The 19,587-nt window shown below is 31.0% G+C and carries 21 protein-coding genes and 5 pseudogenes; 5 read left to right on the plus strand and 21 right to left on the minus strand.

Going from position 1 to position 19,587, the window contains the following annotated elements; genetic code table 11:
- Window positions 1-8 precede the first annotated feature (8 nt).
- From AD998_21010 to AD998_21030, 5 genes are all read right to left on the minus strand, one after another.
- Window positions 9-584 carry a cyclic nucleotide-binding protein gene (locus AD998_21010; protein KOY84476.1) on the minus strand — a complete coding sequence of 192 codons (576 nt, stop codon included), beginning with the start codon at window positions 582-584 and terminating at the stop codon, window positions 9-11.
- A gap of 150 nt (window positions 585-734) precedes the next feature.
- Window positions 735-1,427: a hypothetical protein gene (locus AD998_21015; protein KOY84477.1), complete on the minus strand. Its 693-nt coding sequence runs from the start codon at window positions 1,425-1,427 to the stop codon at window positions 735-737.
- 12 nt (window positions 1,428-1,439) lie between these two features.
- On the minus strand, window positions 1,440-2,141 hold the full coding sequence (locus AD998_21020) for a hypothetical protein (protein KOY84478.1): 702 nt from the start codon (window positions 2,139-2,141) through the stop codon (window positions 1,440-1,442).
- Window positions 2,142-2,145: 4 nt separating this feature from the next.
- The gene (locus AD998_21025; protein ID KOY84479.1) at window positions 2,146-2,601 is read right to left on the minus strand and encodes a hypothetical protein; all 456 of its coding nucleotides are present in this window, start codon (window positions 2,599-2,601) and stop codon (window positions 2,146-2,148) included.
- Between the two features lie 85 nt (window positions 2,602-2,686).
- The gene (locus AD998_21030; GenBank protein KOY84480.1) at window positions 2,687-3,250 is read right to left on the minus strand and encodes a cyclic nucleotide-binding protein; all 564 of its coding nucleotides are present in this window, start codon (window positions 3,248-3,250) and stop codon (window positions 2,687-2,689) included.
- 107 nt (window positions 3,251-3,357) lie between these two features.
- Between AD998_21030 and AD998_21035 the strand changes: the two are divergent.
- Window positions 3,358-3,594 (plus strand): annotated as a pseudogene (locus tag AD998_21035) (hypothetical protein).
- A gap of 213 nt (window positions 3,595-3,807) precedes the next feature.
- On the opposite strand, the pseudogene AD998_21040 reads toward AD998_21035, so the two are convergent.
- The 9 genes and pseudogenes from AD998_21040 to AD998_21080 all read right to left on the minus strand — a co-directional run bounded on the left by AD998_21040 (window position 3,808) and on the right by AD998_21080 (window position 8,792).
- Window positions 3,808-4,221 (minus strand): annotated as a pseudogene (locus tag AD998_21040) (hypothetical protein).
- Between the two features lie 6 nt (window positions 4,222-4,227).
- A complete protein-coding gene (locus AD998_21045; protein KOY84481.1) occupies window positions 4,228-4,731 on the minus strand; it encodes an ATPase in 504 nt (167 codons plus the stop codon).
- Window positions 4,728-5,048 carry an ArsR family transcriptional regulator gene (locus tag AD998_21050; GenBank protein ID KOY84482.1) on the minus strand — a complete coding sequence of 107 codons (321 nt, stop codon included), beginning with the start codon at window positions 5,046-5,048 and terminating at the stop codon, window positions 4,728-4,730. The genes AD998_21045 and AD998_21050 overlap by 4 nt, the downstream gene beginning before the upstream one ends.
- A 201-nt stretch (window positions 5,049-5,249) precedes the next feature.
- A complete protein-coding gene (locus tag AD998_21055) occupies window positions 5,250-5,819 on the minus strand; it encodes a deaminase (protein KOY84483.1) in 570 nt (189 codons plus the stop codon).
- A gap of 391 nt (window positions 5,820-6,210) precedes the next feature.
- Window positions 6,211-6,582: a hypothetical protein gene (locus AD998_21060; protein ID KOY84484.1), complete on the minus strand. Its 372-nt coding sequence runs from the start codon at window positions 6,580-6,582 to the stop codon at window positions 6,211-6,213.
- Window positions 6,583-6,596: 14 nt separating this feature from the next.
- Window positions 6,597-7,043, minus strand: coding sequence for a hypothetical protein (locus tag AD998_21065; GenBank protein ID KOY84485.1), 447 nt, complete (start codon window positions 7,041-7,043; stop codon window positions 6,597-6,599).
- Window positions 7,040-7,480 carry a polyketide cyclase gene (locus AD998_21070; protein ID KOY84486.1) on the minus strand — a complete coding sequence of 147 codons (441 nt, stop codon included), beginning with the start codon at window positions 7,478-7,480 and terminating at the stop codon, window positions 7,040-7,042. The genes AD998_21065 and AD998_21070 overlap by 4 nt, the downstream gene beginning before the upstream one ends.
- 104 nt (window positions 7,481-7,584) lie before the next feature.
- Complete coding sequence (locus AD998_21075) at window positions 7,585-8,163, minus strand: cyclic nucleotide-binding protein (protein KOY84487.1); 579 nt, start codon at window positions 8,161-8,163, stop codon at window positions 7,585-7,587.
- A 254-nt stretch (window positions 8,164-8,417) separates the two neighbouring features.
- Window positions 8,418-8,792 carry a hypothetical protein gene (locus tag AD998_21080; protein ID KOY84488.1) on the minus strand — a complete coding sequence of 125 codons (375 nt, stop codon included), beginning with the start codon at window positions 8,790-8,792 and terminating at the stop codon, window positions 8,418-8,420.
- A gap of 90 nt (window positions 8,793-8,882) precedes the next feature.
- On the opposite strand from AD998_21080, the gene AD998_21085 reads away from it, so the two are divergent.
- Window positions 8,883-9,602 (plus strand): hypothetical protein, encoded by a 720-nt coding sequence (locus tag AD998_21085; protein KOY84489.1) that lies wholly within the window; start codon window positions 8,883-8,885, stop codon window positions 9,600-9,602.
- A gap of 24 nt (window positions 9,603-9,626) precedes the next feature.
- Window positions 9,627-10,196 (plus strand): hypothetical protein, encoded by a 570-nt coding sequence (locus AD998_21090; GenBank protein ID KOY84490.1) that lies wholly within the window; start codon window positions 9,627-9,629, stop codon window positions 10,194-10,196.
- Window positions 10,197-10,536: 340 nt separating this feature from the next.
- On the opposite strand, the gene AD998_21095 is transcribed toward AD998_21090, so the two are convergent.
- The 6 genes and pseudogenes from AD998_21095 to AD998_21120 form a co-directional block, all read right to left on the minus strand.
- Window positions 10,537-10,953, minus strand: a complete 417-nt coding sequence (locus AD998_21095) for a hypothetical protein (protein KOY84491.1) — start codon at window positions 10,951-10,953, stop codon at window positions 10,537-10,539.
- Between the two features lie 11 nt (window positions 10,954-10,964).
- The gene (locus tag AD998_21100) at window positions 10,965-11,318 is read right to left on the minus strand and encodes a hypothetical protein (GenBank protein ID KOY84492.1); all 354 of its coding nucleotides are present in this window, start codon (window positions 11,316-11,318) and stop codon (window positions 10,965-10,967) included.
- 78 nt (window positions 11,319-11,396) lie between these two features.
- Window positions 11,397-11,990: a Crp/Fnr family transcriptional regulator gene (locus AD998_21105; protein ID KOY84493.1), complete on the minus strand. Its 594-nt coding sequence runs from the start codon at window positions 11,988-11,990 to the stop codon at window positions 11,397-11,399.
- Between the two features lie 1,116 nt (window positions 11,991-13,106).
- Window positions 13,107-13,472: pseudogene (locus AD998_21110) on the minus strand (hypothetical protein).
- Between the two features lie 88 nt (window positions 13,473-13,560).
- Window positions 13,561-14,301: a chromosome partitioning protein gene (locus tag AD998_21115; GenBank protein ID KOY84494.1), complete on the minus strand. Its 741-nt coding sequence runs from the start codon at window positions 14,299-14,301 to the stop codon at window positions 13,561-13,563.
- A gap of 522 nt (window positions 14,302-14,823) precedes the next feature.
- Window positions 14,824-15,504 (minus strand): annotated as a pseudogene (locus AD998_21120) (hypothetical protein).
- Window positions 15,505-17,126: 1,622 nt separating this feature from the next.
- On the opposite strand from AD998_21120, the pseudogene AD998_21125 reads away from it, so the two are divergent.
- Window positions 17,127-17,717: pseudogene (locus AD998_21125) on the plus strand (hypothetical protein).
- A 385-nt stretch (window positions 17,718-18,102) separates the two neighbouring features.
- On the opposite strand, the gene AD998_21130 reads toward AD998_21125, so the two are convergent.
- Window positions 18,103-18,552 carry a hypothetical protein gene (locus tag AD998_21130; GenBank protein ID KOY84495.1) on the minus strand — a complete coding sequence of 150 codons (450 nt, stop codon included), beginning with the start codon at window positions 18,550-18,552 and terminating at the stop codon, window positions 18,103-18,105.
- Between the two features lie 688 nt (window positions 18,553-19,240).
- On the opposite strand from AD998_21130, the gene AD998_21135 reads away from it, so the two are divergent.
- Window positions 19,241-19,585: a transcription initiation protein gene (locus AD998_21135; protein ID KOY84496.1), complete on the plus strand. Its 345-nt coding sequence runs from the start codon at window positions 19,241-19,243 to the stop codon at window positions 19,583-19,585.
- The last annotated feature ends 2 nt before the right edge of the window (window positions 19,586-19,587 follow it).

The following is a 19,587-nucleotide window of genomic DNA, read 5'->3' on the forward strand; positions in this document are numbered from 1 at the left end:
CACAAATGTTACCTAATAATTTGCTTTCGTATTCTACTCAAACTTTTAGGATTCATCCCTAAAAAAGAAGCAATGTATTGTAAAGGCACATTATGTAAGACAGTAGGATAATTTTCCATTAACTTAAAATATCGCTGTTCAGCAGTAAGTGTTGCTAAATCTTTGGTACGCTGTTCGTTGTAAATAATAGATTGCTGAAATACCCAAATACTAAAATCTTTGAGTCTTTGGCTCTGTTCCATTAGAACATCTAAATCTTCTTTTGTGATTCGTAGTAATTGAGACTCTGTTATACATTCTAAGTTTTCGGTTGCTTTAGTCTGATGAATAAAATCGAAATAAGCAGTAATGAACCCTGGTGGACAGTTAATATGAGTTGTGATTTCATTACCTTCTCTATCATAATAGAACAATCGTAAATAACCTTCTACAATAAAATACAAGTACTTAGGGATTTTTCCTTCTTCTTCTATAATACGATTTTTAGGTAACAAAACAGGTTCAAAGTATTTTTCACACAATATTTTATCTTGTTGTGCCAAAGAAGATTTTTGACTAATCAGGTTATATAGTTTTTCTAACATTCAAACTTCAAAATAAATGTTTTATGAAATATAAATCTACCTTTTTTAAATACCTTTCTAGCAGCATAAGGCTTACTTGAAGCCTTATGTGCTACAATTTTTCATTAATTTAATAAGTTTTAACCCCTCATACCATTTTTCTATTCATTATCAGTCAATTTTCGTTTTTAGTAATTTTACACCAACTACTAATAGCCAAATGATCCATAAAGTACTCCCAATAAAACCCGCCCATGAAAACACGAAAATATTTGGCATTACTGAGGCAAATAGTTCTGTTTGTGCAAATAGATAAATAAATGAAGAAATGTAACCAAGCCAAACTACCCACTTTGGAAACAATTTGAGTTGTGCAAAAGCAGAAGTCATCATAATTATCCAGACAATAGTAAACAATTGTCCTATATGTTCTCCCAAAACTACACCACCATATTGATGTACAACTTGAAATGCAACTTTAACAGATTCCTTGGTCATTTCGTTTCCTTTTACAAAATTGTTGGCTAAAACAGGTACTACAAAAGTCCAACGTAGTAAGCCAATCATTTGTACTAATAAACTGACTACTCCCAGAATTGTAGCCCAACGAACAAAATAAAATTTTTGTTCTAATTTTTGCCCTATCAGGATGTAAGCTTTCAAAAGTGGCAATCCTAAAATAGCAAATGCCCACCAAGTCCAAATTAGTCGATTACCACCTTCCTGAAATTTTGTTAATATTACTTCTGTTTCCTGCCTCAAAATTTCAGGATAATCAAAAATAATGGTTAAAATAATATAAGGAATAAGTACCCCCAAAGCACCTAAAATGAACAAAATTCCGATTTTTTTCTCTGTATTCATTGTGTTAATTATTTAAAAATTAAAAGCAGTTCCAAATGATAAAGCTCCAAAACGCCAGTTATCATTACCAATATCATTTACTTCAACACGTGTATTGGCTAATTGGTATCCGACCTTTAATTCAATTGCTTTACTTTTAGTTTTGAATGGTGTAAATGCATAACCTACTTCAAATCCTACAACAGAACCTATTCCAAATTGATGAAAGAAATTTTGTTCACCATTGCTGTTGAGATATCTATTTTTGGTAAGAACAGCCGCTATTCCGAAATCGGTTTTGATAAATAAATTACTTTTTTCCAAGGGATAATATTTAGCAGCAACACCTGCAGTAATAAAATTGAAAAAATAGGCTTCTTCATATCCACTTTTTTCGGGATTGGAACTTGTTTGTGCATTTCTTACAATAGCACCTACCATCAATCCTTTCACTTTTTCTATTGGCTTATAAAATCCAATAGAAAAAGTATAGCCTGAACTTCTTGAATAACTGCCCACATTTTTTCTGCTACCCATTTCATCAATATAATATGATTGTTGCTCATCTCTCAATCCTTTCGCTCTAAGTAATTCTTTACCTTTATTGAAAAATGGAAGTACATAACCAATTCCAACTTCAACTTTCGTAGCTTGAGAAAGTGGATTTTGTGCCTTAACTGAAAATATACTTATTGAAAAGACCATAAGTAAGCCTAAAATTATTTTGTTTTTCATAATGTTAAAATTTGAATGAATAGCTAACGCTTGGTGTTGGATTAATTTTGAGGTTTGGTCCTTTAGCTACAAGAGCAATTGCCCCAATTCTTAGGTTCAAACCCTGCCAGACATACCAACGAAACCCTGCTTCAATGCCTAATGCATTTTTATCTTTGTAATCTCTTGTCATACCTCTTAAATAAGACAGTCCACCATAGAATGATGAAGGAATTTTTTTTTCTCCGATAGGAAGAAACCAATAAGTAAGACCTGCTTTTAAAAATTCAGTTGTAATCCCACTTTCAAAGTTGGTAGGATAATATCCTGCATGAATAGAAAATTGTTTACGCTGGTATTCTAAACCAATTGAAGGGTTTCTAAAAGCATTGATGCTTAGAGTGTTCTTAGGAAACTTGTTCTGTGCAAAGGCTACACTTGTCCATACAAGCATGAAAGCCAAAAGAAGATTTTTTTGCATATCGTAAATTATTTTTTTATTACGATGCAAAGATGTTTCAATACAATATCAATTTACTAGACAAATGTCTAAAAGTGAATTTTGATTACACTTTATTTCTTAGTCTGCTCAGATGTCTAGGTGTGATACCCAACATGGATGCGATATATTGTAAAGGTACTTGTTGTAGTAATTCAGGTTCTTCACGCAATACTTTCTCATAACGCTCCTCAGCAGTCAGTGTTATGAGGTCAAATTTTGCTTTGTCAATACAGCATATTTGCCATTCAATGAGTTTAATATAAAAATCTTTGAAGCTTGGAATCTCATTTTGTAAAGTTACTACATCTTTTTTGTCAATTACCCAAATTGTTGCATTTGTCAATGCTCTAATATTTTCCCTTGCAGGTGTTTCTGTCAAATAAGTTAAAAGAGAAGCGACAAAAGTATTTGGCAGTGAAATATATGTGGTTCGTTCTTCTCCAGTTTTCGTAATTGAGTAGTATTGAAATTGTCCAATTTCAATGAAACCCATTTGTAAAGACTTTTTGCCTTCTTTTACGAAATAGCTGCCTTTGTCAAATGACTGCTTTTTGAAGTAACTTATAATTTTTTCAGTTTTTTCACTGTCAAAACTGATACTCTGAAAATAAAGTTTTAATGTTTCCATAAGTTGATTGATATCATTTTGAAATACTGTCCCCTAGATGAAGCACCCAAAAATATGTAGAAAATTATAGGAAAAAAAGTGTATTTTATCCTATAATTTTTACTACAATGAAAAAAAGCAATTTTAGTGAAAGTCAAAAGAAAGCAATTGTACTGGAAGGCGAAAGAGGAATTCTGAGTATAGAAAAACTCTGTGAACAACATCAAATCTCACCAACCACCTATTACAAATGAAAACAAGCTCAAAGTATAGAGCAAAATGAAATAAAGAAACGCTTACAAGCCCTTGAAAAAGAGAATGCTAAATTAAAGAAAATGTATTTGGAGTCTCTATTAGAAAAATAAGTTCTGACAGAAGCAGTGTAGTTACAAGCCCAGAAGTGGAAGTGCTAACTTAATTGTGAGAAAGAGTTAGGAGAACCATAGGTCAACGTGAGCCAAAAATTCTTACTTTTGAAAAATGAAACATAAACTTATCCGTAAAGTGTATGATACAGTATTTAAAATGAAAGCTGTAGAATTGGGTAATAAACGTTCCATAATCACTATAGATTTTATCTATAAATATAAGATATGAAGCTTAACCTTGAATATTATAGTATCATGAGTAGTACTATAGAATTTTTTGGCGAAGAAGTATAAAAGTCCAACCAAAACAACCAATGGCATTATCAAATTGCCAATTTCTTTGTCTACTATGGCATGGCTAATAAAAGCAAACAATAAATTGAAAATGAAACATGCATAAGCCCATTCTTTAAGTGTATTTGGTGTTTTAGGTAATATGATTGCTATTACACCAAGTATTTTAGCTACAATAAGTGGATATGCAAAGTAGTCGGGATAATCCAAAACTTTTGTAACAACTGTCATATACAGTGGTACTACAATCTAAGTAATCAAAGGCATTACACCCTCCATAAGGGTAATAATAATGGTAGTTACCCAAAATATAATTTTATTCTTTTTCATTATAAATTATTGTATTAGTGATGATAATAAAGTATCTAATTGATTTAATCCCATTGTAAAGCCTTCTTTAAAGCCCATTTCTACAACTTTCTCTAAATCTGCTAAAGATTTATATTTTGCGACAATAGACACAAGGGTTTTATCATTTTCTTCAGTAAAAATATTTGTCCATTCTGTTCTTGGCATTTTTGTGTTAATTACTCCATTTTCATCACAAAAAGCATCTAAACCAGTATAGCTCATTTGATGTTCAATTTTTAAATAATCGTTTTTGCACCAGTGAATTTCATTTTCTGGGCTAATCATACAATAAAGCCACATTCCTCCTTCTCTAAAATCCATTGACTTTGTTTTATTTTGATATGGCTTTGGAGCCCACCATTGGTCTAATAATTCAGGTTTTGTCCAAGCGTCCCATACCAAAGATAAACCTGCATTAAACTCACGTTTTACTTTTACTGTTTGTGTTTCTTTGTCAACTATAAAGTCAAATAATAAATTACTGTTCATTTTTTCTGTTTTTTAATTGTTGCTAATATATTGTCAAGTTCGTTAAATCTGTTTTCCCAAAGCTGCCTAAATTGTTGAAGCCATTTATCTATTTCTTTCATCTTATTTAATTCTAGTGAATAATAAATTTCTCTACCTTTTTGTTCTTGTTTCACAAGTTCGCATTCCGTCAGAATACGTAAGTGCTTTGACACGGCTTGTCGGGTCGTATTAAAATTGTCGGCAATGGCGTTTGGTGTCATTGCCTGTAATGCAATTAGGGTAATAATAGCTCGCCTTGTCGGGTCTGCAATTGCTTGAAAAATGTCTCTACGCATTGTTGTAATTAATTTTACTAAAATAGATATAATTAGTTAAGAGGATAGCAAATGCCGTAATTGGAAAAACATATGAGAATTATAATCATCAATGATTATAAATATAATAATGGCACAAATTAAATCTATTGTAAAACCAGCATATGCCAAGCCATGAAGTTAATATTGAAAGTGTAATCCAATACACTATTTTTATCTTTTTCATTTTGATATAGTGTATTTCAATATTACAATTCCACAATCAAATTTTTGTGAATCAGCAAGAGTAAATTTTTGCATTTCGGTAAGCTCTTTAAAAATAGGCATTCCATTTCCTATTGCAGAAGGATTTACACATAAATGTAATTCGTCAATAAGTTTGTTTTTGATTAGAGCTGAAACGAAAGTACCACCACCATAAGCAATAATATCTTTACCTGGTTTACTTTTTAAATTTGTAATTTCTTCAACCAAGTCTCCTCTAGCAATCTCTGTATTGTCCCAAATAGAGTTCTCAAGAGTTTTTGTGAAGACGACTTTTGGAGTTGTTGTAAATTTAATTCCACCTTCATATTCAGGATTTTTAGAGTCTTTGGCAACATTTGCCCAATGCGGAATAAAGCCTTCTGCCAGTTTTCTGCCCAAAACAATTGTGTCTACTGGTTCGGTCAGTTGTCTTACATAATTTAGAATATCTTCCGTCCAAGGAAATGTCATCCAATCCATTTCTCCATTTGTACCTGAAATAAAACCGTCAATGGTCATTTGTACTTGTAATTTTAGTTTTCGCATTTCTTTATTTTTTTAATTATGAAACCAATCAGTTGCAAATATATATGCAACTATTCAGTTTCGCAAATTTTTTTCAGTTTTTTTTCAGATTGTCAAAAAGGTTGGTCTGAGTTGTCAGTTTAGTGTTTTATATTTCAAATACAGAATACGCAATACACTTTTATCAATTATCTAATGGACTTTTTATCTTTTTGATACTTTTTTCAATAAAATGAATGTATTGAACATTCTCAAGTTCAAAAAGACCTAAAGAATCACACCTTTTTCTAGACTTATATATTTTATTAGTAAAAAGGTAGCCCTTCTAAAAGGGCTAAAATTATTTTTCTTAATTAAGAATTGGGTTATTATCAACCAATAATACTTTTTTTAAGATTGCTATTTAGTTGCTTTACTTTGTCCACTCTGTCCAAGGAATAATAAATGGTAAGACCAAAACCCAAACTAAGAAGAACACAGCCATTCCTGATGGATAATTTAGATTATTTTTTATGGCTGGAATAGCAACTACCAAAAGCCAAGACCCTTTATAAATGAGTTGGAGTAATAATATAGGTGAAAATGTCATTGGCAGCCAAAGCCCACAAACTGACAAAACAGCAATAGCCAACCATAAACAACCTATCAAACGAATTAAATCTGTTGCTTGATAACTATTTTGAAAAATTGTAGCTAATGAAAGTTTAGGAAAAAATAGAGAAACTACACCTATATAACCTGCAACTATGATGTTTGCAATGTAAATCAATTTGATTGTTGTCATAATTTTAGTACAAATTAGAAAGTATAACCTACACCCGTTTTGATAACAGGATAAATGGAGTTGTTATCAGCATTGGTAGTTGAGCCAATACCTATTCTGTTGTCAAAGATACAATGTTTCCGATTTCCAAACCTATAAGCATACCCATAGCCTGCATAGGGTAAGAAAGTTATTTGCTCATCTTTGCGTAATAACTTATTTTCTATCAAAGCAACACCTGTAAAAACGTAGTGTCCATCCATTCGATTTTTTAAGAAATATTTGAGATTAACTCCATGCGTATTCACAAAATTACTTTCAAATTGAAGAGTCAAGTTACCAATGGTCTTTACTTCAACTGTTAAGAGAGGTGTGAAAGGGAAAATTAGAAAACTCAGCCGAATGTTTGCTGATGGAGGCTTCGTTTGTCCTTTTGTCATGTAAAAGACAAAAACACAAATAATTAAAAACAAATATCTCATTTACTTTCTGCAATTTTTTTGATTTCTGCCATTACATTAGGCAAAATAGCTCGGTAATTTTTGCCTAACTTTTTGCCTAATACTTTTTTGAGTAAGCCTGTAAACTCCACCTCATGTGTAAAAAATGTTTTCCCATCTTTTACTTCTAAGGTTCGTTTAATAATAAGCCAACCAAAAGGGATTTTGGTTTTGAAAGTGTAAGATTTATTTGACTCTATTTCACTAATTACAAATTTTGATTTTGGTCCTTTATCAGGTATCAGTTTGCCTTTTGTACCAACAGTAAATTCGCCTTGTAAAGTGGCTTCTTTCAGTCCTTTGTCCCATTGTTTCCAATTTGGAACATCCGTCCATACTGCCCAAATTTTATCGCTTGTTGCATTGGTACTATCAGTATGTGAAAAATGATAGTTGGTTTGTTGTGCCTTTACTTGCATAAAACAGAATGTTAAAATGATTAGAAATAAATGTTTCATCTTTTAATGTGTTTAAATGATGATTCAAATTTCTTCATACAAATCAACTTTCTACTGCACCTATGTTAAGTTCGGTTTTCTTTGGCAATTTTTTTTCTAATCCTGCTCAATGATTGTGGGGCAATTCCAAAATAAGATGCTAAATATTGTAATGGAACTCTTTGTAAAAATTTCGGATTGGTTTCTAACAGCTTTTTATAGCGACTTTCTGCTGTCTCGGTTTGTATCTCTTGTAAAATTTCTTCTGTGTAATACTGAACTTCTTGTACGAGTTTACGAACAAATGTATTCCAACTTTTGAGTTCCAACAAGTCGTTAGCTTGTTTCAAAGTAGTCTGCCAAATAATTGACTTCTCTATTGCCTGAATATTTTCAGTTGCTGGTTTTTCAAATGTAAAACTTACTTGTGATGTGAAGCAGTAAGGTGCTTCTGTAAAAAATTTCGTAATTTCATTACCATCTTTATTGATGAAGTAGCGAAGTAAACCACTCTCAATAAAGTACAGGTGTCTACAAATTTTACCTTCCTGCAGAAGTATCTCGTCTTTTTGCAAAATTTGTTGAGTAAAGCAGTTCGAAATTTCCTTCCATTCGGTATCAGAAACTGCCGTATAGTTTTCTATAAATTTTCTAAACTCTTTCAATTTTATTGCATTATTTATGTTGAGTTAATTCTCCTCCTTATTTGGTGAATATCCCTTTAAGTTTCTAATGTTATTATTTTTTAGTAATCTTAGTAGTTTTCAATCTTTTACTAAGACTATTGATTGCCTAAAACCAATACTAATAACAGATTTTAAATCAGTAATAGAAGGATGATGGAATCCTCTAGAAAACTATTGGAGTTCTTTCAATGTTTTAGTAAATAGCTTTTTCCTTTGCAATTTTCATTTTTAGCTTATGTAGAATGAACGTTTTCTATTCTTTCTACCATATTGTTTTGAGTTCCCCAATCATAAATTGTCTCCAGAATGGGCATAAAAGAGGAACTTAACTCTGTAAGACTATATTCTGTATGAGGAGGAATACTCTGATAGTCTTTTTTAGAAATCCAACCATCTTCAATCAACTCTTTAAGTTGCTGAATGAGTACTTTTTCTGAAATATTGGGTATGGATTTTTTTATTTGATTATATCTCAAAGCTCCATGTTTCAACTGCCAGAGGATAATAATTTTCCATCTACCACTAACTGCCATGACTGTAGCAGTCAAAGGACAGCCACTTGTAATACTTTTCTTATTCAATTGATTGGTTGAGTTTTCTTTCCCCATAATTATACTTACTAAATTGTATGTACTGTTAAATTAGGCAGTAAAAATACATACTTTTATCTTTACAACATCAAATAATATTCAAAATTTATGGATCATTTAAAAGGTAAAAAAATTATTGTTATAGGTGGAAGTTCAGGTATTGGTCTATCTGTAGCAAAAATGGCTCATCATTTGGGTGCACTGGTTTGGCTTACCAGCAGAGATAAAGCTAAAGCTTATCAAATTGCTCAATCTATTGGAAACAATGTTCAGGGTTTTGCTTTAGATATTAATGACGAAAAAAACATTAAAGAATCTTTTAGTCACTTCTCAGATATTGACCATGTGTATCTGGCAGCAGGTAGTACTCTGATCACTCCATTAATAGAAAATGATTTAGAAGAATCTATGTTACCTTTGAAAACTCGTCTTTGGGGAGGTTTGAGAGTGGTAAGAGCCATTGCACATAAAATCAATCCTTCAGGCTCCGTTGTTTTCACTGGCGGGATTTCTACTGATAGACCTATTACAGGGGCTTGGGTTTCAGGTCTGGGAACTTCAGTAGCAGAGCAATTAGCTCGTGTACTAGTGATGGAACTTCCACATATTCGTTTTAACGCTGTTTCACCAGGATATACAGATACTCCCATGTGGGATAGCATTATGGGTGAACATAAACATTCTATTTTGAGTGAAATAGCCTCGAAATTACCTACTAAAAAGATAGCAAGCCCTGATGAAGTAGCTTCTGCTGTTTTATTCTTAATGTCTAATCAGGCTATTACAGGAGAGATTATCCATGTAGATGGTGGTGGACGACTCATATAAAAACCTTTAAAACAAAGATAACAAATGAAACTAATAGTAGGACAAACGCCTCCCATATTTAGAACAGAAGATGTTTTGGGAAATATCATAAATTTGACAAAATTCAAGGGCAAAAAGATTTTTATAGCATTTCTAAGAAATACTCATTGCCCCTTATGTAGTTTGCATGTTTATAAATTGAGTCAGAAAGCTCAAAAACTCAAAGAATTGGGTTTGGAAATATTAGTTTTCTACGAGTCTGAGAAAAAAATATTTACCTATAGTGACTTTTTCAAAAAGAATATATTCAACGAACAAAAATTTCATGTTATTTCTGATACTCAACGAATAATCTATGATTTATATGGAACAGAGATTTCGCCTGAAAAAGCTTCTTTTGAATTATTAAAGAAAGCAGGCAGAATAGAACAAGTAACAGAAGCTAATCTTTTGGGTATTCATGGAGATGGTTTAGAAGAAGGTACCCATCCTGATGCTATTCCTGCTGATTTTCTGATAGATGAGAGTTTTACGATTCGTTATATCCACTATGGAAATGATGCTGGAGATAATATTGATTTAAAAATCGTAGAAGATTTTGTATTAAACCCTTAAGGTTTCATAAAAATATGTTTATAAAAGAAAGACATTACAAGAGCTGTTGATGAGTTAATTAACTTAACAGTTCCTAGAAAATTGAGAAGAAGCGTCTGATAAATTTTATCCTGATGATTTAGAAAATACATATTTTTCAGAATATTTTGAAAAGAAGTAAATTTTGAACTTATTTTAATTCATAAAAATATACAGCTCTTTTAATAGTTAGTAATTAAAAGAGCTGTATATAAAAAATCTCAATTTTACTATTTTCTAATACTGAGTTATTTAGGCGTATGTGCTAAAGTATAAAAGTTGGGACAATTATGTCCCAACTTAAATCAAAATTGTCGTTTACTTAGCCTATTACTCTTTTGTCTTTAGCTACAAACTTGGCAAATGCTAACAATGCTCCAGTAACCATAATGTTTCTGAAAAAATTTACCATTTCCAGTTCTTTTTCTCTTGCTAAGTCAGCAGTCATGTTTTCTGTTCCTAATTCTTGTCCCATTGCTCTTGGCAGGTGAACTAGCACAGCCATTAGAATAACATATAAAGCCATTAATGAATAGGCTAATTTATCATATTTGCCAATTATAGCACTAATAATAAAAAGTAAAATACAAATCAAGGTAAAGTAGTTCCAAAATAATGGAAACGGGATATAGCTGGGAACAAAAGAAGCACCAACTTCTGGTTTGCCAAGGTGCAAGCCAACATATAGCAAAAACGAAAGTGGAAAAATATATTTTCCTAAGTTTAAGATTTTGTCCATTGTTGTAAAGTTTAGTTTGTTGGAAATGGAATAAGTGATCTGATTTCTACTGAACTCTTTGGATATTTTAGAATTGGACAAGTTTTGCTCCATTCTTGCACTTCATCTAAATTATCGGACTTACAGATTAGAAAACCTGAAATTAGAACACTGTCATTTTCTTTGTGTGGTCCAACCGAAACACCATTGTTATTTACAATTGTAGCATCATAGTGAATAGGTGCAGTATGCACTAATTTGCCTTGCATTGCGATACTGCCAATCCATGATTGCCACTTAGGCATATCTTCCGCCATATCTTGTGAAGTTGCCAAGTAACCATTGTCAGCACTTGCATTACGGAATAATAAAAGATACTCTGTCATTATTTTAAATTTTAAATGTGAATGATGAAGCAAAATTCAACATTAAAATTTCCATGAATGATGACAAAAGTCGATGTTTTACAATTTGGATTTTAGGCGACTAAAAACATCTTTGTTGATACCTAAATAGGATGCAATAAGTTTGCTTGAAAGCCTTGTCATAAGCATTGGGCGGTATTCCATTAGCCATTTTATTCTATCCAATGCTGTCAATGAAACAAACGTGTTGATTCGATAAACTGAGTTGGCATAAGATGTTTCAAGAATTTGTTTATAGACTTTATCAAACTGTGGAACTGTTTCCATCATTGTTTGAAATGCTTGTCTGTCTATGGCAAAAAGTTCGCAGGGTTCAACTGTTCTGATATTCTCTGTGGCAGGTTTACCACTTCCAAAACTTAAAAGTTCTGAACACCAATTGTCTTCAATTACAATATCTCTTGTCGTTTCGTTAAACTCCTTGTCATAAACATAAACCTGCAAACAACCTTTAGCAATAAAATAAACGTATTTGCAGATTTCACCTTGGTGCAAAAGTTGTTCGTTACGTTTTGTAGAAATGTGTTTGAATGAAAGAAGAACCTTGTCTAAATGATCAAGGTCATTACCAAGTCTGCTCCGTATGTGATTGCGTAAAACTTCTTTATAATTGATGTTTGCATTATCACTCATATCATTAAACTTATGTCTGTTACATAACTCAAATATAAGAGAAAGGAGAGTAGAAATCAAATCTTGTAAAAACGGCGTTAGCTATTTGATATTCAATATATTTACTTATGCCAAGAAATCAAAAAATACAAGTAAAATGTTCTATCAAATATCATTAGTACCTTCATATAACTTTTATAAAACACTATCTACCCATATTCTAAGCTTCAACGGCTCATGTTATGGTAGATAAGGGCAAGCCAATATAAAGTTTTCATTCCAAAACTGCGAAAAATAACAATTTGTAGTAGAAGATATTAGAAATTTGATGAAACATATTTTTATGATTTATTTTGAAAGAATTTATAAAGCAAAATAGCTATATCCATCAAATAAATCAATAATTGAAAAGGGGCATTTTTAGAGTATTTCTGCTACTTTTTTATCAAAGTATTGTTTTTCATAGTTTTGGAGTAAAATACATATTTTTTTAGAATGACTTGTAGGCTCTCAAATAATTTTTGAAATCATTTAAAGAAAACAAGGATGACTTTACATGATAATTAAAATTGCTAATACCTAGATTAATTTTTAGGCTTAGTAAAAATGGAGAATTTGAATTTCATTAGTTCAAGTTTAACACATCTATAAGTATTTAAAATCAATATAAGTAAAATATAAAAGGCTAATATAATTTTATATTAGCCTTTTCATCTACAATATTGTCTTTAACATTAATTCTAATTGTTTGAGCTTTTGTTCGTCCTCAATGGTTTTTATTGTTTGTATCAGGCTTGATTTTAAATCATTGATATTTGAAGACTCTTCAGATTTTTCTGTTGTAGAGTTCCATAAATTTATCAAGTCTTTATATTTTTTTTCTTTTACAATATTGGTTGCTTTTTGGGTAAGGTTTTGGGTTGTATCTTCACCAAATTTCTGAATAACACCAACAGGTACTTTGATTTTTTTATTTAAAAAATCTTCTCTGAACTGAGGATTATTTTCACTTAATTTGTTTAAACCTAAAGCAAATTTTTCATCTCTTTGAATAGTCTTTGCAGAAACAAAATGCTGTTCCGCTAATTTTTCAATAGTTTTTTGCTGAGTGGACATTTTGTCCACTTTGCTTTTATTATGTTGATTGACTCCAATACCTCCCAATTTTCTTTTTTCGGCTGCATATTGCAAGCCTCTCAAATAAGACTTTTGCAATTCTGTTAGATTTCTTTTACCTAACTGATTGCTAATCATCCAATTTTTTACTGCTTCTTTGTCTTCAAATTCTTTTTCTAAGATTTTAAAAGGAATTTGTAACCTTTCACAGATTTCATATCGGTTATGTCCATCTATCAAAATATACTCTTCATCTTTATTCCATAAGATAAGAGCTTCTCGACAACCCTCTGCAACAATATTAGCTTCTAATTTTAGCTTTTCTTCAGTAGAGAGAGGTGGTATCAGACTTTTTAATTCTTCATCAATTACAATACTTTGTTTGATGAAATCCTCTCTACTATTTTTCTGTTCACTAGCTTTCGATAAGATATTAGTGGTTGCTTTGATAAAACTTTTTTTAGTCATAATTTAATTATTTCAAAAATTCTTCTGCTAAACTCATATAATCTGCTGCACCTGTACTATCAGGAGCATAAGTAAAAATATCTATTTGGCTGGTTGTAGCTTCTTCTAAAGCTACGTTTTGCCTTATAATCGTTTCAAATACATTTGAAGGGTATGCTTCTTTTACTACTTTTATCATTTCTTTTCTGACAACTGTTCTATTTTCTTGTGTCAGAATAAAACCTTTTATCTCTAATTTAGGGTTTAATTCTTCTTTCGTTTCATTTACTATATCCACGATTGTTTGCAAACCTTTTACAGACAAATAACTACTCTGGACTACTATCAACAATGCATCACTGGCAATAAGAGCATTAGAAGTAAGAGCTCCCAAACTTGGAGGGCAATCTATCAGTATGATATCGTAGTCTTTCAGAATGGATTTCAAAGCTTTTTTAAGTTTAAAATAGCCATTCATTTCTGTAAGTAGTTGGTGTTCTATGCGAGTATAGTCCAACTCTGCAGGAACTAAATCAAGGTTTTCAGCTATATTGAGAACAGGTAAAGATGTACCATTTAATAAAGCTGTATAAATGCTTTCTTCTGTACTTTCTACACCACAAGCTGTTGTCAAATTGGATTGTGGGTCATTGTCTATCATCAATACTTTTTTACCTTTCAGGCTCAAAGCTTTACCAAGATTATGTGTAGTAGTTGTTTTTCCTACTCCTCCTTTATGGTTTATCAAAGAAAATACTTTTTGTGTCATTCAAATATCACAGATTTAGGGTTATGTTTTTATTATAGCTTTTTATTAAGTATCACAAATTTAGGGTGAACATATCAGGCACTGATTTCTGAAATCTCTCATAACTCTTATCAAATATCACAGATTTAGGGCTAAATTTTTTACTCTCAAATTTAACCCAAAATACCTATAAGTTTTACTTATTAAGAATATTTTTTAATTCATCCTTCTACAAATATCACAAATTTAGGGTGAACATATCAGGTGTATTGATTCTGAAATCTCTCATAACTCTTATCAAATATCACAGATTTAGGGCTAAATTTTTGACATAAAAACCTTGTAAGCATAAGCGGCTTTGTTGTTTATCTTACCATTAGAAACCTGAATATTGATGTCATAGGCTGTTTTAAAGACTTCTTGGTCTGAAAGTTTTGCCATAATCGTTTTTGATTGTTTTTCACTTAACCCCAAACCCAGTAAGGTTTCTGCCACTCGTGTTTTATTTTTAGCATCAGACTCCAACAATAGAGAGGTATCTTCTTTGGTACTGGGCGTGAATCTAAAATCTATTGCTATTACCTTTTTTCCACTTTTCACTTCTTTAAACACAAAAGGCATATCCGAATTGGCAAGTTCTTTTTGAGCATGGTTTAAGATACGAGACTTTAAATGTCCATACTTGTCATATTCACCTTCTTCAAGCCCAAGACTAAATCTTAAATCTTCGAGCAATATAAACCGATGTCCAGTAGATTGAAACTGTTTGAGCATTTCGTAAATTCTCAAAGAATAAAAGCTCTTGAATTTAAGTGCATGTTGCAAACCATACACTGTGAAATTATTTTTGAGTTGCAATAAATAAGGTTTCAAGGCAGGGTCGAAGCGAATTTGCAGAATACCTTTCTTTTCGTAATATGTAGCACTACTGATTAAACCCACTTGGATAACTCTATCTTTTTCTCGAATCTTGACAACCCTTTTTATCATGCTTTCTGTGGCTCGCTGTAAATCTGCATACACAGACTTAGCACTTGTACCAATATCTTCGGCAAGTTCTTTGACAGACAAATAAAAATCCTTAAAATCGCTGTCATCAGGTCTGATAAGAGAAATCATTTTTAAGAATACTCTACGCTCAATGAGGTTCATTTCATAACGTCCATTGATAAGCTGATTATTCTGAACTACCTGAACGATGGGGTTTTGTATTTCGGTATCCATAAGTTATCCACATAGATTATCCACAATTTTAAGAAAAATATCACAATAAAAAAATTTCTGTGATATTACACCCTAAATCTGTGATACTTCCCACCCTAAATCCGTGATATTATACCCTAAATCCGTGATACTTGACCCTAAATCTGTGATATTATCGGTACATGATAAAAATATATAAAAATAAAAAACACGTGATTTTCCAAAATTTTTTGTGATTTTTTTTTAATAGATTAAAAAAAGAAAATTGCTAAAGTAAAAGAGGCTCTCTTTTAAAGAAAAAACAAATAAAAGCTGAGAAAAATATGCTCCAACAAAATTATTTATTATGAAACTATTTATTTTGATACCGTACTTTGATTTTCAAAGTATGGTTTTTTAAGATGCCAATATCAACTATTATAATAGTTCAAAAAACTCAATTTGTTAGTGGTATATAAGTAGACATATAAATTGAACCAGTTTTATAAACTTATTATCAAAAAAACGGAAGAGAAAACAATGGTTTAAAGAAACGGGCGGTTTTTTAGACTGCTTTTTAAGTTCTCAAATAATTTTTTTTAAAATTGGTGCAACCTTTTATATAAAGGTATGTCATTACTATGAAATCAAACTTTAGATGAAAATATATTTGCTCAAATTCTTCCAAAAATTAAGTGGTTTTGGCATTCATAGTTAATTGTTTAGAAAATGTTCTTGATGAATATCTTCTCTTTTTGATTCATTATACACTGTTAGTTGGTTAAATATGAATAATTATCATTAAATATTATTTTTTTCTTTTATAACAAGAATCTCTACTAATTCTTATTCTTATGGCAGAACTCATGGCATTTCTTAGAATTTATCTTTTTAGATTAGAAAAGAAATTAATCTTTTTTACTCATATTTTTCTGTTTTTAGTAATAAATTCTTTTGCCCAACATAAGCAGGGTGGCAAACAAAATACCGACTCATTACGTAAAGCGTATAATGCGGATATGGAAGTGCTTAGCGGTGCGTTTGCAAAAGCCTACTATCCACATAGACCAGCTATTTATTCTTTAAATGAAGACCTGTTTCTAAAAAAGATTGACTCTTTAAAACAACCTTTTTTAGATATTTGTAAAAAGTATACTCAACAATTTCAATTACTCAACAAAAATTTCATCCTTAATGAACAAAGAGATTTTTCGTTTTTTTTTGACAGGATAATATTGGACTACCCATATTTTCATGAAAATCATACAGGCAAAAAAGTAAAATTATCAAAATCAACCCAATCAAAATTAAATCGTCACTTAAAGAATTTTAATAACCCCGATATTCTAACAAGTAAAGATTTTAAGGGTTATGTGGAAGCCTTTTTAAGACACAAATCTACCGTTGAACTAAAAAAAGAGATATATAAGAAATCTGATAACAAAAGACTTGATGCATATTTAAACTTAATTCCAAAATATTTCACAAACCAACAATGTAAAGAGTATTGGCAATATCATTATTTATTTGCCCACCTTGACGACTGGGGAAGCAAAAATATTGATAAAGCTATAAAATCATTTATTTCTACCTGCAAAAACACTACTTACACCAAGATGATTGACAGTATTTATACCGAAAGTAGAAATTCTTACAATGGACATTTAATTAAAACCTACAAAAAAGTGGATGGCTTTAATCTTGACCTTCATATTTTTCCTCCCGACACTTCATATCAAAAAACAAAAAGACCCGTTATCATTTATTTTAGTGGAGGTAGTTGGACAAAAGGGACACCTGAGTGGGATTTTTACAATTGTGCAAACTATGCTAAAAAAGGTTGGGTTGCTGTTGCTATTGAGTACAGAATTGCTGACAGGTATGAAACAACCCCTTTTGAGGCTGTGAAAGATGCAAGAAGTGCCATCAGGTGGTTACGAATGAATGCTGCTACTTATAATATTGACACAAACCGAATCGTAGCAACTGGCAATTCGGCAGGTGGACATTTGGTTTTAACGACTGCAATGGCTAATGAAATAAATGAGAATACAGATAATCTAAATTTTAGTGCATCTCCAAATATATTATTAGTGAATTCTGGTGTTTATAGTTTATATACAGATGGAAGTACTGATTGGATAAGCAAAGGACTTAAGGATAAAAGCCTTGTCAAAAAAATATCACCACAGCATTTACTAAAGAAGGGGCTTCCACCAATGCTAATTATTCATGGTACAAATGACCAAAGTGTGGATTATTTGTCTGCGAAGAATTTTACAGATGCAATGAAGCAAGTAGGAAACGAATTTGAATTTCAAACATTAGAAGGGGCTCCTCATTATATATGGTACGACAGACGATTTTCTGGAAAAGTTTCTACTTTCAGAAGAGAATTTCTGAAAAAATATGGATATGAGTAAGAAAACAGTTGCTAACAGTAGTTTAAGAAATTAGGGTTTAATTTAACGCCTATTCAGTTATAACATTGTTTTTAGGAAGTTTTGCGTTCTCTAACATTTTATTCGCTTTCTCCAATTTTTTTGGAAACATTACTTTATCTTTCAATTTGTCCAAACTCTTATCAATTGCAACAAGAGGAACATTTTTATTAGTGATATTGACTGTTTTCATTTCTAATTAATTTAAAAATTTTCTTTGTGCTAAAAAGCCTTCATATTCTACTCCAACCTCAAATTCTACAAAATCATCACCAATTTGTCCATAAAGATAAAAATCTTTTTTCATTTGGTCATAAAATTTTGTAATTCCCATTCTATAAAGTCGGGTTCTTGCATTTGTGCTCCCTGTTGCATAAACATAAGCATTTGGATATTCATTGAAGAAAGCATAAACAGCAGCAATTACAGTTCCTAAAACTTTTTCAGTATCACCATTATTTGAAACAGACAAGTCGTCTATTTCTTGAGTTTCTGAGTTGTAATCTCCAAAAGCTAAATTAAAAACATTAGGGCTATTCGTATTTTGAAATTCAATAAGTTTTCGTATTGCACCTTTTGGACCTTCACTGATAAATTCAAATCGGGTAAATTCTGTTCCAGACTTTAAATGATATTTTTCAACCTTCATTAGTGTAAATGAATCAAATGCAAATTTACAAAATTTGGTTGAATTTATTTTTGTACTTCCTCGAATATTTGATTTTAAGGTTTATTTCTTATTTTTATGATAGTCAAAGAATGTTTTTTCACTACCCTCAAGATAAAAAAGAAAAAAGCATTTAACATTAAATGCTTACAAAAAATTATTTGAGAACTTACAAGTTACTCTAAAAAAATATGCAGTTTTTTAACTTGAGGTATTATATTTCAATAACCAACAGATATTCGTTTTATTCAAGCTAGGGCATCAGGATTTGAAAACAACTTTGCAATACACTCATATGAGTTAAAAAAGTATCAAAAAGATAAAAAGTCCATTAGATAATTTATAAAAGTGTATTGCATATTCTGTATTATTTTTAATATAAAATACTAATAAACAATATTTTATATTGCAGTATACATTTTGATATAATTCTTTTTAAGAAATAGGTATATTGCGTATATTTAGGAGTTGGAGATTTGCTGAAATTCTAAAAACTTCTTCGCTCAGATTTTTGGAACTTTGCAAATCTACGCCCGTTAGCTGTTATTTTAAATGACCACTGTGGAAACATCAACTGACAAAAAAACTTTGAAATATTTGTCCAATTTTGAAAAAGCCAATCGTCATAGGGTTGTAACAAATATTTTAAACAATTTAAAAAAGTAAAAAAATGAAAGAATTTATGATGATTTTCAGAAGCGAAATCAACGAATCGTTTGGACCTTCTCAAGAACAAATGCAAGGCAACATTCAACATTGGATAGATTGGTTAGGTGGTATTGCTGCACAAGGAAAAATGGCAAGTGCAAACCGTTTGAGTTTTGAAGGAAAAACATTGAAGTCTAATAATGTAATTGCAGACGGACCTTATGCAGAAGTAAAAGAAATTATTGGAGGTTATGTAGTTGTAAAAGCAACTAACATTGATGAAGCCATGAAATTGGCAGAAGGTTGCCCTATCCTTAGCCATGGAGGAAACGTTGAAGTCAGAAGTATAGTAGCAGTTAACAGTTAATT

This window comes from bacterium 336/3, assembly GCA_001281695.1.
In the GTDB taxonomy this organism is placed as follows: Bacteria; Bacteroidota; Bacteroidia; order Cytophagales; family Thermonemataceae; genus Raineya.